This is a genomic window from Klebsiella sp. WOUb02, from assembly GCF_050058015.1.
In the GTDB taxonomy this organism is placed as follows: domain Bacteria; phylum Pseudomonadota; class Gammaproteobacteria; order Enterobacterales; family Enterobacteriaceae; genus Klebsiella.
In genome coordinates this window covers 269,265-281,865 of record NZ_CP170110.1, presented here as the reverse complement: position 1 = coordinate 281,865, position 12,601 = coordinate 269,265, and the positions used below count along the sequence as shown (strand labels likewise).

Annotated in this window: 9 protein-coding genes and 2 pseudogenes; 5 read left to right on the top strand and 6 right to left on the bottom strand. The window is 58.7% G+C overall.

The genetic code is table 11. The features are described 5' to 3' along the window. Positions 1-70: 70 nt before the first annotated feature. The 4 genes and pseudogenes from asmA to alkA form a co-directional block, all read right to left on the bottom strand. Positions 71-1,919: pseudogene (gene asmA, locus ABOC21_RS07970) on the bottom strand (outer membrane assembly protein AsmA). Between the two features lie 27 nt (positions 1,920-1,946). Beyond that, complete coding sequence (gene dcd / locus ABOC21_RS07965; protein WP_102004703.1) at positions 1,947-2,528, bottom strand: dCTP deaminase; 582 nt, start codon at positions 2,526-2,528, stop codon at positions 1,947-1,949. A 90-nt stretch (positions 2,529-2,618) separates the two neighbouring features. Beyond that, positions 2,619-3,260, bottom strand: coding sequence for a uridine kinase (gene udk / locus ABOC21_RS07960; protein WP_041146397.1), 642 nt, complete (start codon positions 3,258-3,260; stop codon positions 2,619-2,621). A 114-nt stretch (positions 3,261-3,374) separates the two neighbouring features. Beyond that, entirely contained in the window at positions 3,375-4,223 is an 849-nt protein-coding gene (gene alkA, locus ABOC21_RS07955) for a DNA-3-methyladenine glycosylase 2 (protein WP_426814168.1), read from the bottom strand. A gap of 135 nt (positions 4,224-4,358) precedes the next feature. Between alkA and yegD the strand changes: the two genes are divergently transcribed. The 5 genes from yegD to ABOC21_RS07930 all read left to right on the top strand — a co-directional run bounded on the left by yegD (position 4,359) and on the right by ABOC21_RS07930 (position 10,065). Then, entirely contained in the window at positions 4,359-5,711 is a 1,353-nt protein-coding gene (gene yegD / locus ABOC21_RS07950; protein ID WP_426814167.1) for a molecular chaperone, read from the top strand. Between the two features lie 392 nt (positions 5,712-6,103). Further along, the gene (locus ABOC21_RS07945) at positions 6,104-8,068 is read left to right on the top strand and encodes a sensor histidine kinase (RefSeq protein ID WP_426815436.1); all 1,965 of its coding nucleotides are present in this window, start codon (positions 6,104-6,106) and stop codon (positions 8,066-8,068) included. After that, complete coding sequence (locus ABOC21_RS07940) at positions 8,065-8,763, top strand: response regulator transcription factor (protein WP_426814166.1); 699 nt, start codon at positions 8,065-8,067, stop codon at positions 8,761-8,763. The genes ABOC21_RS07945 and ABOC21_RS07940 overlap by 4 nt, the downstream gene beginning before the upstream one ends. A 384-nt stretch (positions 8,764-9,147) precedes the next feature. Then, positions 9,148-9,279 carry a small membrane protein gene (locus tag ABOC21_RS07935; RefSeq protein WP_426814165.1) on the top strand — a complete coding sequence of 44 codons (132 nt, stop codon included), beginning with the start codon at positions 9,148-9,150 and terminating at the stop codon, positions 9,277-9,279. A gap of 168 nt (positions 9,280-9,447) precedes the next feature. Next, positions 9,448-10,065: a helix-turn-helix transcriptional regulator gene (locus tag ABOC21_RS07930; protein WP_426814164.1), complete on the top strand. Its 618-nt coding sequence runs from the start codon at positions 9,448-9,450 to the stop codon at positions 10,063-10,065. Between the two features lie 319 nt (positions 10,066-10,384). On the opposite strand, the pseudogene ABOC21_RS07925 reads toward ABOC21_RS07930, so the two are convergent. Both ABOC21_RS07925 and tnpA read right to left on the bottom strand, forming a co-directional pair. Continuing rightward, a pseudogene (locus ABOC21_RS07925) lies at positions 10,385-11,612 on the bottom strand (dicarboxylate/amino acid:cation symporter). A gap of 129 nt (positions 11,613-11,741) precedes the next feature. After that, positions 11,742-12,170 (bottom strand): IS200/IS605 family transposase, encoded by a 429-nt coding sequence (gene tnpA / locus ABOC21_RS07920; RefSeq protein WP_426812394.1) that lies wholly within the window; start codon positions 12,168-12,170, stop codon positions 11,742-11,744. Positions 12,171-12,601: the final 431 nt, after the last annotated feature.

Here is a 12,601-nt window from a genome sequence, read left to right as displayed (position 1 = left end):
GTAGGCGATCGCGTAGCCCGGATAAGGCGGTTACGCCGCTATCCGGGAGTCCAGCAGCAGGTCAAAGCGCTCAAAGCTTATCGAGCAGCTTCTTCACGTCTTTGCCATCCTGGCTGTTCTTATTGCGTTCAACCCAGTCGTTCAGGCGCTGCTTCGCCTCATCCTGCAGCTGTTTACGCAGGCTCTGGTCAACCTGCAGGCTATAGCTCAGCGCCTGCCATTTACCGTAGATTCGCAGCGGAATCGCCGTCTGTTTCAGTCGATCAACTAGCTTGCCCTCGCCTTTCCAGCCGCCAAGCACGCGGACGTTAAAGCGCATGTCGCAATCTTCTTTCAGCAGATTCAGGCCGCCCTGCCCGGTTAGCGCCATCAGCTCGGACTGCCCCTGCAGGCTCTTAAGCGTCACCTCGCCGTTATCCAGCAGCAGGTCGCTGCTCATGGAATCGAGGCGGGTCGCGTTATCGTAGTTCTGCTGCGCCTGCACGTTGGTGCTGCGCGCAACGGCCTGCTGTACCAGCTGCTGGAAATTGAGCCCTTCGGTGCGGGTATCGTTCATTTGCAGATGCGCCTGCCCCTGCCAGTTACGGCGGAAGTCGTCGGCATCAATGCTCTGGCCGGAAAAATCGCCGGCCAGCGAGAGCTTGCCGGTAAGATTCAACGAGTAGTTAAAAGCCTTAAGGATGGTGGCAATCTCGACGTTATCGAGTTTTGGCTGGAACGACGCCTCGGGGGTATCCCGGCGCGCATCCAGCGTGCCGGGCAGAGAGATACGCCCGCCGTCGAGCTCGCCCTGCAGCTGGTTAATCGTCAGCAGCCCCTGCTGGTTGCTGATATCGCTTTTCACCTGAGTAAAATTCATGCCCCGCCACTGCAGGCGATCCGCGGTCAACGCCATATGCGCGCTGAAGCCGCGCAGGCTAGCGTAATCCTGCTGAATGTCGCTATCGGCAATCACCGGGCGCATCTGCCGCGGCTGGCTTTGCCCCTGCTGGATTGCCGCGCTATCGCCGGCGGTTTCGGTATGGGTCAGCAGGCTATCGAGGTTCAGCGTGCCGGCGTGGAGATTAAGCGTCCAGTCGGCCTGCTCGCCAAGCATCACGCTGGCATTGCCGGAAATCGCGCTGCCGTTAGCCGTCAGATTCAGCTTATCAAAGCTGAGCTTTTTCTGATCCTCAAGCCAGCTGGCCTGCAGGCTGCCCTGGCCGCTGATGCCGTTAGCCGGCAGCTCGGCTCCGCGCAGCTGCCAGTTAAGCTGGGAAACGTCGGCCTGCAGGGAGTGCGGATAATCGCCGCCCTGCACCTCGGCGGAGAAAGAGAGCGCCAGGTCACGCTGATCGCGATTGACCCGCCCGGAGAAATCGAGCGTCGCGTGATGATTTTGATCCTGCTCCATCTGCAGACGAATATCGCGCACCGTCACCTGCTCGCCGCTATCATGCTGGAAGAACAGCACGCTATCGACAACCTTCAGACTGACGCACGTCATAGGACCAGCCGCTATCTTCCGACACCTGCGGCAGCGTATTGTCATGCGGAACCACCGGCGCATTCAGATCGCGCACCGCTTCCGTTTTTGGCGTCAGCTGGATAACCGCGCCTTTGAGCAGCACCTGCTTAACCTGCAGCTGGTGGGAAATCAACGGCAGCAGCGCCACGTCGAGGCGCATATTGTCCGCGCGCACCACCGGTTCATCCGCGCCGGGCGCCGTCAGCGTCATGCGCCCGGAGAGGATGCTCAGCTGCGGCCAGACGTGCCAGCGCAGCGGGCCATCGAGTTTGAGCTGATAACCGCTACGCTCCGCTACCTTATGCACCATATAGGCGCGAAAATCATTGGGATTGACCAGCAATACCAATGCGGTAAGCCCGGCGACAACTACCGCCAGTAAGATCATCAGCGTCGTCAGAATTCGTCTCATGGCATCCTCAGCAAGCCGCTTACGTTATCAATCCTTGTCGATTCGACTCGCCACCGCGCCCTGCTGGTCGCGATATTTGGCGTCTTCACGGCGGTTATAGGGACGGGCCGCCGGGCCGGACAGAGGTTCAAAACTCAATGCGCCGATCGGCATCCCCGGACGCAGCGCCAGCGGCAGCTTGCCGGAGTTATAGAACTCGAGCACGATGCAGCCGGACCAGCCCGGATCGATGCGGTGCGCGGTGACGTGGACCATCAGCCCCAGACGCGCCAGCGACGAACGCCCGTCCAGCCAGCCCACCAGATCCGCAGGCAGGGTAACCGACTCAAAGGTAACCGCCAGCGCCAGCTCGCCCGGATGCAGATAGAACGCCTCGCCTTCCGGCAGGACAATCTCTTCGCTCATCACGCGATCCAGCGCCGCGGCTACTTCCGCCTTCGGCCCGCTCAGATCGATAAACGGCGCCGTGTGGCCGCGAAAGGTGCGGAACTTATTGCCCAGGCGGACATCGACGGTCGCGCCATTAATGCGCTCAACGGGCGGACGCGGGCTGATGGATAGCCGCCCCTCATCCAACCAGGCTTCTATATCTCGGTCGCACAGACGCATGAGCTTTCTCCTTTAAGGCATCGCGCCCTTACACCTTCCGGGGATAAGGGCAATAGAGGTTATCTTTGCACGTTACACAATTCGTTAGTGTTATTCAAAGAACTGGCTGATCTTGGCCTTCAGAATATCAATCGCAATGCGGTTCTTACCGCCGCGAGGCACGATGATGTCGGCATACTGCTTGGAGGGGTCAATAAACTGCAGGAACATCGGACGGACGGTTTTCTGATACTGCGCCATGACCGAATCCATCGAGCGGCCGCGTTCGTTAACGTCACGCTTAATACGACGCATCAGGCAGATATCCAGCGGCGTATCAACGAAGATAGAAAAGTTTAATTCATTGCGTAAACGCACGTCGGTCAGGAGCAAAATCCCCTCAAGGATAATCACTTTCTTCGGTTCGATGTGGATCGTTTCCGGCATACGCGTGTGCTCAACGTAGCTGTAAACCGGTAGTTCAATCGGCTGGCCGCTTTTCAGCATCTGCAGGTGCTGAAACAGCAGGCTATGGTCCATCGAGCTGGGATGGTCATAGTTCGTTTTAACCCGCTCTTCCATCGACAAATGACCTTGATCTTTGTAGTAGCTGTCTTCCGGAATAACGCCGATGTGCTCGTCGCCAACCTGTTCGCGTAGTTCGCGATAGAGCGTGCTGGCAATAAGACTTTTTCCCGAAGCCGATGCGCCGGCGATGCCTATAATGACGCACTGATGAGACGTATCAGTCATAAATTTTGCGACCTGATTAACCTGGATGTATATGGAAGGGTGACGTTTTAGCGTCAAACGCGGCAATTATAGGGGCTTCAGCGCGGCGATACCAGCGCTATGCGCCCCGTTAGGCTATTCCGCCGCCGGGGTCCACCCTTCGGTATACCAGATGTGCAGCAGCGCATAGGATCGCCACGGCTGCCAGCGGCTGGCATAGCGAGCGATGCGCGCCGGCGTCATGTCGGGGAAGCGCTGCTTAATCAGGTAATCATCGGCGAGGAAAATATCCTGCGCCTGCCAGCCGCGCAGGGCGAAGTAGCTCGCGGTCCAGCGGCCGATGCCCGGCAGGGTTTGCAGCTGCTTCATCCCCGCCGCGATATCGCCCGGCGCCGCCAGCGGCAGGTCGCCGCTGATGGCCGCCTGCGCCAGATGAATCAGCGCTTCGGCGCGGCGCAGAGGCATGCCCAGCGCCTTCAGCGCCAGCGGATCGGCCTGCGCCAGCCGCTGCGGCGACGGAAAAAGAACGTATCCCGGCGCCTGCGCCAGCGGCTCGCCGAAGGCCGCCGCCACCTTCGCCGTCAGCCTGGCCGCCATCGCCACGCTCACCAGCTGTCCCAGCACCGCCCGAACCGCCTGCTCGAAGGCGTCGAGGCAGCCGGGCAGACGCAGGCCCGGGCGCGCCTGCGCCAACGGGCCCAGCGCGTGCATAATCTGCTGCGGATCGCAGGCGAGGTCAAACATGCGCGCCACCCGCCGCAGACATTCGTCCGCCACCGGCAGCAGCCCATCGGAGAGCGTCACCCGCAGCCCCTGCGCGGCGTAGTCCGGGGCGATGGTTATCAGCCCGCTGTGCCCCGCCAGGGAGAAGCTGCGGGTATAGCGCCCTTCGCTAAAGGTTTCGACGCCCTGAACCGCACGGGCACCGAGAAATCCGAATATCCACTCCCCGTCGTAGGGCGGGTGCCAGGGTAATAGCGTCATAGTTTCTCCTGATGAATTGCCTCAATGATAGCCGCTCCGCGGATGCCGTACCTTGCTTTTAAATTCCAGTTGTCGCCGTGGCGGCAATCCGCTAAAGTCGCCCCCCTTCTTCACTGGCATGGGGATTTTCAGGTCATGTTTATTGGTTTTGACTACGGAACTGCCAACTGTTCGGTTGCCGTAATGCGCGATAATACGCCGCAGCTGTTAACGCTGGAAAACGGCAGCAAGCTGCTGCCTTCGATGCTCTCTGCGCCGACCCGCGAAGCGGTCAGCGAGTGGCTTTACCGGCATCATAGCGTCCCCACCAACGGCGATGAAAATCAGGCGCTGCTGCGCCGCGCGATGAGCTTTAACCGCGAGGAGGATATCGAGGTTCTCAACAGCAGCGTGCAGTTTGGTCTCGCCTCCCTGCATCAGTACGTCGGTGACCCGGAGGAAGTCTATTTCGTCAAATCGCCTAAGTCCTTCCTCGGCGCCAGCGGCCTGAAGCCGCAGCAGGTCGCGCTGTTTGAAGATCTGGTCTGCGCCATGATGGTCCATATTAAGCAGCAGGCGCAAACCCAGCTGGCGGAGACCATCGACCAGGCGGTCATCGGTCGGCCGATTAACTTCCAGGGTCTCGGCGGCGATGAGGCTAACGCCCAGGCACAGGGGATCCTCGAGCGCGCGGCGAAGCGTGCCGGGTTCCGCGAGGTGGTATTTCAGTTTGAGCCGGTGGCGGCGGGGCTCGATTTCGAAGCCACGCTCGGCGCGGAAAAGCGCGTGCTGGTTGTCGATATCGGCGGCGGTACCACCGACTGTTCGCTGCTGCTGATGGGCCCGGAGTGGCGTCAGAAGGCCGATCGCCAGCAAAGCCTGCTGGGGCACAGCGGCTGCCGCATCGGCGGGAACGATCTTGATATCGCCCTCGCCTTTAAGTGCCTGATGCCGCTGCTCGGCATGGGCGGCGAAACCGAAAAGGGGATTGCCCTGCCGGTTCTGCCGTGGTGGAACGCGGTGGCGATTAACGACGTTCCGGCGCAGACGGATTTCTACAGCAGCGCCAACGGCAGGCTGCTCAACGATTTAGTCCGCGACGCCCGCGACGGCGAGAAGGTCGCGCTGCTGGCCAAGGTGTGGCGCCAGCGCCTCGGCTATCGTCTGGTACGCGGCGCCGAAGAGAGCAAAATTGCCCTCTCCGCCCAGGATAGCGTCACCGCCGGACTGCCGTTTATCAGCGCCGACCTGGCGACCGCCATCAGCCAGCAGGGGCTGGAAGCCGCGCTGAATCAGCCGCTGGCGCGCATTATGGAGCAGGTTCAGCTCGCGCTGGACAGCAGCAGCGAAACGCCGGACGTCATCTATCTGACCGGCGGCAGCGCCCGCTCGCCGCTGATTAAGAAAGCGCTGGCGGCCCATCTGCCGGGCATTCCCATTGCGGGCGGCGACGACTTTGGCTCGGTCACCGCCGGCCTCGCCCGCTGGGCACAGGTGGTCTTTAGCTAACCCCGCTGCGGGCGGCCGCTCCTTCGGCCGCCCTGTCGTCTGTCGCTGCGCCGGCGTCGCTATTTGGCAATATCGCCAAATAAAAGAGATGCTCGGCCCGCCCCGGCCCCTGCTATCACTAAATGCTCTCTCCCGTTCTCTTTTATTCGTGATATACCCTATGGCGGCGATCCCGCTCGCGGCGCTGTCGCGAGGCTTTGGCTCGTCATAACAAAGAGAAATGGCGAACTGAAATAAAGCTGGAATATTCTCCGTCGGGTCAGCAAAATACTTTCGCGTCTGAACCTCTGCACTTTTCCCCGGGATACCGGCGGATTTACGCTGCCGGTTATTCACTGTCGCGCTATTTAAAATACCGTTATCAATACCGCAAGGGGGCGTGGTTGGATCGCGTGTGCGCTATTTTTGCTACGGCTAAGCCGGTAGCCTGCTTCAGGTGCCTTTTTTTAGTCTGCTGCGGCGTATTGGGCTACCTCCAGAGCGTGACGCCGGCGCATGCTGAATCCCGCCAGCTGGGGATCGATATTCCCCTTTACTGGTTCGCCGACGCCGACGGCGGGATGACGGTGGATACCTTCGCCTCGCTGCCCGACAGCGACCTGCAGCCGCTGGGCAAAATCCCCTCTTTTGGCTACTCGCGTAAAGCCTGGTGGCTGAAGGCCGTCTTACCGGCCTCTTACTTCGCCGGCCAGCCGCGCTGGCTGCAGGTTGGCCCCTCCTTTATCGATAACCTGACGGTATTCTACCGCCCGGCCGGCAGCGCTGCCCCTTGGGTTCGCAAGGCGTTCGGCGACCGCGCTCCGGCCAGGGAGAGCGATATCGACTATCGCGAAAGCGTACTGATTCTTCCGCCGCCGGGCCCGGCGGGATACGAGGTGGTTTTCCATCTTCAGAGCAGCAGCACCCTGATCCTGCTGGCGACCCTCTCTTCCGCCGAGGAGTTCGTCCAGGCTGCCACCGTCGATACCGCCTTCTGGAGCTTCTATTTCGGCCTGGCCATTATTGCCAGCGGCATTGCCCTGTGGCTGGCCATTGCGCTGCGCCGTCGCCTGCTGTGGGGGATCTGCCTCTTCTCCCTCAACTACCCGCTAGTTGCGGCGCTGCACGGCTACCCGGAGTGGCTATTCGGCCAGGCGGTGCTGCCCGTTCAGGACTACATGATCAGCTGCCTGTCGCTGCTCAGCTACGCCACCGCCCTGTGGCTGCATGGCGAAGTGTTCGACCTGAAGAGGAACATGCCCGGGCTCTATCGGCTGCTGCTGGTGGCGGTGGGCTTGAACGTCGCGCTCCAGCTCAGCATTCCGCTGGGCTTTTACGGGCTGGCGATGCAGATTGAGGCCGGGATCTTCTTTATTGCCTCCCCGGTACTGCTGACAACCTCGTGGATGCTGTGGCGGCGCAAAGCGATCGATCTCAATACGCTGCTCCTTGGCCTGCTGCCGCCGCTTTACGTCGCTTCAGCCGTGCTGGTACTGCTCTCGATAAACGGCATCATTCCCTATCATCAGGCGGTCTACTCCGCCTGGCAGTACGCGCTGATCGTCCATATCATCACCGTGCTGATTATCGCCGTACGGCGGGTTCGCGCGGAAAACCGCCGGCTGCTGCAGAAACAGCAGCTGGCGCGGGAGCTGCGCATCGAGCGCGAAGCCAGCTTTCATCAGCGCCAGTTTATGGGGATGGTGGCGCATGAGTTCAGAACGCCGCTGGCGATTATCCAGGCCGCGCTGGAAAACCTGCGGCTGTACGCCGCAACCGAGGAGCAGAAGCCCCGGCTGGATCGGATGCAGCGGGCGACCACCCGCCTCGTGCAGCTCACCGATAACTGTCTGGCCGATGCCCGGCTCTCCTCCGACGCTTTCGCCGTTGATAAACAGGACGCGGCGCTGCTGCCGCTAATTCAGATGGCGGCGACGGTGGTGGACCTCTCGCTAAAACACAATCTCAAGGTCAGGCTGGAAGAGCGTCTCGTGACGCCCGATGCCCCCTCCCCGGTGCTGTTTATCGATAGCGGCCTGCTGTGCGTGGCGCTGGCCAACCTGCTCGACAATGCGGTGAAGTATGCCTCCTCCGGCGAAATCGTCATCGATATCGCGCAAAAGGAGCGGCACGTCGAGATCAGGATCCGCGACATGGGCCCGGGCATCGCCGCCGCAGAGAGCGAGCTTATTTTTGAGCGCTACCGACGCGGCGAAACGCGCGGCGCATCACCGGCCGGCACCGGCCTCGGGCTGTACGTTGCCAGACAGATTGTCCAGGCCCACGGCGGTGATTTATGGCTGGCGGCGAATACGCCCGCCGGCTGCGAATTTGCGTTAACGATTCCCCAGACAGAACAACAGAAGGCCAGGTTATGACATTACGCGTGGCTATTATTGAAGATAGCGCTGATTTACTCGATGAACTGCAGGCCTTCCTCCGCCACCGCGGGTTTGCGGCCTGGGGCGTACGCAGCGCCGAGGCGTTCTGGCGGCAGCTGCACGCCAACCCGGTAGATATTGTATTAATTGATATCGGCTTACCGGGAGAAGACGGCTTCAGCGTACTGGAGTATCTGCATCAGCTTGGCCAGTTTGGGCTGATCGTCATTACCGCCAGAGGCCACCAGCAGGACAAGCTGCAGGCGTTAAACCTCGGCGCGGACTTCTACCTGATTAAACCGGTTAACTTTTCCGACCTCGCGGAGATCATCCACGCGCTGGGCGCCCGGCTGAGGGGACAGCAGACGGTGACGCCCGCTACGCCAGCGCGCTTAGCCGAACCGGCATCCCTCGCTCCGTGGACGCTGCAGGCTGAGCGGCTGATTGCGCCGTCGGGGCTGACCCTTCCGCTGACGCAGCAGGAGTACCGGCTGATGGAGATCCTGATGCGCAACCGCAATGAGGTGTGCAGCAAGATCGATCTGCACGCCTGGCTCTTCACCGACGAAGGCGAACCCGAGCTGCACCGCATCGACGTGGTCATCAGCCGGCTGCGGCACAAGGCGCGGCTGCACGGCATTAGCCTGCCCATCCGCGCCATTTTCGGCAAAGGGCTGGCGTTTCTTTCCTGACGCGCAATGGGCGGGACTCCCCTTTCCGCGCCATCGCTATTGCCGGTACATTATTCATTTTTCTACGGTTATTAATTTTTTCTCACTTTTTGAGAGAAATGAGAGAAATGAGACTGACGCCTGAATTAGGAATTTTCTTACACTGATTTGGCGCCGAAAAGCGCGGGCTGCCGGCGTATCCGATTTGCCGAACCGTCTGCTGAGCACGGTTCCTTGATACCAGCCCCAGGCCACTATAACGATTTAGGCGCCCGGCCTGATGTCGTCGGCGCATTAGCCGCGACGCAGCGTGCAGCGCCGCGCAATATTCATGCTTAGCGATTTTTAACGCCATACACCGTTTAGATCCTGTTCCGGCAGGCGCTTAGAGAAAGGATATTTATCATGACCATGCAAACGGGGTTCGCCCTGCTGCTGTGCGTATTTTGTCTTGGTATTTCGGTATACAGCCTGGTTTCATATCTGAAGGATCGTAAAAAACAAAAGATGCCGTTTACCTACGGGCGTAAAAAATAACGCCAACGGACTTTCGGCAATAATAAAAATAGCGCGCCCAATAATAATCGGCAGCGCTAATAAGCCGATGCGCAGCCTGTTTTTCTGTACCACGCACAGCAACCATCGCCTGTGCCGGAGGTCCGGTCACGCAATGGCGTTACGTTGACTTAGAAGGGAAGTCACGCCATGAAAACCATTAATATCGCTCTTAACACCCGCAACACCTTTATCCGCGATGCGTTAGTGTATTTGGTGAATGAGATTATCCGGGATCGCCCCGGCATGCGGGTGAATTTCTCCGCGCGCAGCGATACGCTGGCCCATGAGGACATCATTTTCTCGGACCTTCTGCCGGGCGAGATTCACCTGTGCAATACGCTGATAAAGAATCGTAAGCCCGGCAGCTCGGTGATTATCCTCCACGACTACGACCCTCTCCCGGAGCCGGCCTGCATCGTCAACTGCCTGCGGGAGGCCCTCTTTTTCGCCATCAAATCGGCCAGCGTCGAGCAGATGCGGACGATTATCGACCGGGCGCTGAAGAGCGGTGAAAATCCGCCGATTAAGCTATTCAAGGATCCCGGGCTAATCTGCAGCCACTGCCCGCACCAAACGCTATCGCGTTCACAGGTCGCGGTGGCCCACGGTCTTATTCACGGGTTTGATATCGGTAAAATATCCGCTATCAATAAGGTCAGTATCAAAACGACCACTTACCATAAAAGTAAGATCATGGAAAAATACCGTCTTAATAACAATCACGACTTTTTTCAGTTTATGAATTTACTCCGCGAAAGAGGGTAAAACGCGTCGTCGCCGGAGAATATTTACGTGCGAAGAATTAAATTTAGGAATTTATGGGGTTGTGCAGGGAGTCGATTCCTAAAAAAACCCGCCGCGCGGAAAAAGAGCTTCTCATGCCCGATAAACAGCGGATAACATCGGCGCATCCCCGGTATAAAGACGCGTCAATGCGTGGTTATACAACCATAACAACGTATTTAGCGGGGAATTATTACTTCGTCACATCGCCCCTTGCGTGCCTGTTAGGGGCATCTTTTTATATCGCCGCGCTCTCACGGCAGAAGAAATACGCGCCCCGCCAGGAGCGCGTATGCCGCCGTCAGGCCTGAACCCCCTGAGGTTCCGCCTCCGGCGCTTCTTCCTCCAGCTGCCCCTCATTTTTCGACAGCATCGCCGTGGCGATACCGTTGCCCAGCACGTTGATGGCGGAACGTCCCATATCGAGGAAATGGTCGATGCCCATCAGCAGCAAAATCCCGGCGACCGGAATGTTGAAGCTGGGGATCGTCGCGGCCAGCACCACCAGCGCCGAACGCGGCACCCCGGCAATCCCTTTCGACGCCAGCATCAGCGTCAGCATCATCACCGTAATTTCGCTGAAGCTGAGATGGATGTTATAGGCCTGGGCAATAAACATAGAGGCGAAGGAGCAGTAGACCATCGAACCGACCAGGTTAAAGGAGTAGCCGATGGGCAAAACGAAGGAGACGATATTGCGCGAGCAGCCGAAGCTCACCAGCCGCTCCAGCGTCTTCGGATAGGCCGCTTCCGAGCCTGCTGGTGGTAAAGGCGACCAGCACCGGATCTTTCAGCATATTAAGCAGGCGGAAGACCTCTTTTTTCAGCACCATATAGCCTACCGCCACCAACACAGCGCAGGTGAGCAGAACCGCCACGTAGTAGCCGCCGATAAACGAGGCGTAGTTCAGCAGAATGCCCAGCCCCTGGGAGGCGATAACCGAGGAGATCGCGGCAAAAATCGCCAGCGGGGCCACGTACATCACGTACCCGGTCACCTTGAGCATAATGTGGGAGACCACGTTCAGCGCCGCCACCAGCGGGGCGTTAAACTTCTCCCCCAGCGATGCCCCGGCGATGCCAAAGAACATCGAGAAGACCACGATTTGCAGAATTTCGTTATTGGCCATCGCTTCGGTAATGCTGGTCGAAATGGTATGCGACAGGAAGCCTTTCAGGCTCATTCCGCTGACCGCCAGGCCGGTGTCCACGGACTCTTTCGGGATCGCCAGATTCAGGCCGTTACCCGGATGCCAGAGCGTGACGATCGCTAATCCCACCAGAATGGAGAGGATTGAGGAGGTAACAAACCAAACCATCGCCTTACCGCCTACGCGGCCGATGGTGGCGGTTTCACCCAGCCGCATAATGCCCACGGTCAGGGTACTGAAGACCAACGGCGCAATCACCATCTTGATCAGGCGTAAAAACATATCGGTGAAAAGCGTGATGTTCTCCGACCATGCCGCAATGGCGGGCTGGGAAGCCCAGGCGTGGATCGCCGCGCCGGAAAGGATCCCCATCAGCATGAAGATAACGATGAAGAGCGTGAGTTTGTTTGCACTGGCCACTAAAGTAAGTATCCTCCGGCAGAGCCGGAGGCTTTAGGGGGAGCGCCTCAAAGGCGCCGACAAACCATGAGCCGCCCAAGGCGGCTGCTATACGTTCAGTTTCATTTGATCGTATCGTTCGTCTTCTCTCTCCTGGTTGCGTATGTATGCCCTGACCGTGGCTTCATCCAAACCAACGGTTGAAACGAAATAACCTCGTGCCCAGAAAACTTCTCCGGTGAAGTTTTTACCTCTGCCGAAGTGTCGTGCTATCGCTATCGCGCTTTTTCCCTTCAGATAGCCGACGACTGTCGATACCGAGTACTTTGGCGGTATGCTGATGCACATGTGGACATGATCACGCATCAGATGCCCCTCCAGAATCTGACAGCCCTTCTGGCTCGCAAGCTCGTGGAATATTTTTCCCAACTCATGCCGCAGCGCACCATATAACCGCTGTTTCCGGCGTTTAGGGATATAAACCACGTGATATTTACAGTCCCATTTCGTATGGCTTAAGCTCTGATAGTCTCTCATCACGAATCCTCATCTCTTGGCGGAGATTTCAGATTCGCGCGACTGACTTAAAGGTCAAACCTTTCGGAGTCCCCCGGCAAAGCCGGGGGTTTACCGGATTTAATTACCCCTGATTGATAAACCGTCGCGTTCAGTGCGCATATATTTTTATTATCGCAGCACACCAAAACATTCGGCGTATAAATTGAATAAAAGCCGCGCCAGTTACAACTATTTTTTATTTTTTAAACTAAAAGTCGGCAGGATGCTTGATGTGCGTCAAGTGCTTAAGCATGCGCCTTTGCTGCATCTTCTCCGCCCGGGTCGCGAAAGTAATGCCCCGGCCAACGGGAAGCTCAGGAGGGACGCCGTCGATCGGCGCCCGGCCGCGGACTCAAGAAGGAAAACGCCCGCACGTCGCGCCAATAAGTGGCATCTATCCAGACATATCT

Bases quoted from the DNA above. Each gene is read 5' to 3' on its own strand.
- ABOC21_RS07935 (WP_426814165.1), top strand. From the start codon at position 9,148: ATGACCATGCAAACGGGGTTCGCCCTGCTGCTGTGCGTATTTTGTCTT.
- ABOC21_RS07930 (WP_426814164.1), top strand. From the start codon at position 9,448: ATGAAAACCATTAATATCGCTCTTAACACCCGCAACACCTTTATCCGC.
- alkA (WP_426814168.1), bottom strand. From the start codon at position 4,223: ATGACGCTATTACCCTGGCACCCGCCCTACGACGGGGAGTGGATATTC.
- ABOC21_RS07940 (WP_426814166.1), top strand. From the start codon at position 8,065: ATGACATTACGCGTGGCTATTATTGAAGATAGCGCTGATTTACTCGAT.
- yegD (WP_426814167.1), top strand. From the start codon at position 4,359: ATGTTTATTGGTTTTGACTACGGAACTGCCAACTGTTCGGTTGCCGTA.
- udk (WP_041146397.1), bottom strand. From the start codon at position 3,260: ATGACTGATACGTCTCATCAGTGCGTCATTATAGGCATCGCCGGCGCA.
- tnpA (WP_426812394.1), bottom strand. From the start codon at position 12,170: ATGAGAGACTATCAGAGCTTAAGCCATACGAAATGGGACTGTAAATAT.
- dcd (WP_102004703.1), bottom strand. From the start codon at position 2,528: ATGCGTCTGTGCGACCGAGATATAGAAGCCTGGTTGGATGAGGGGCGG.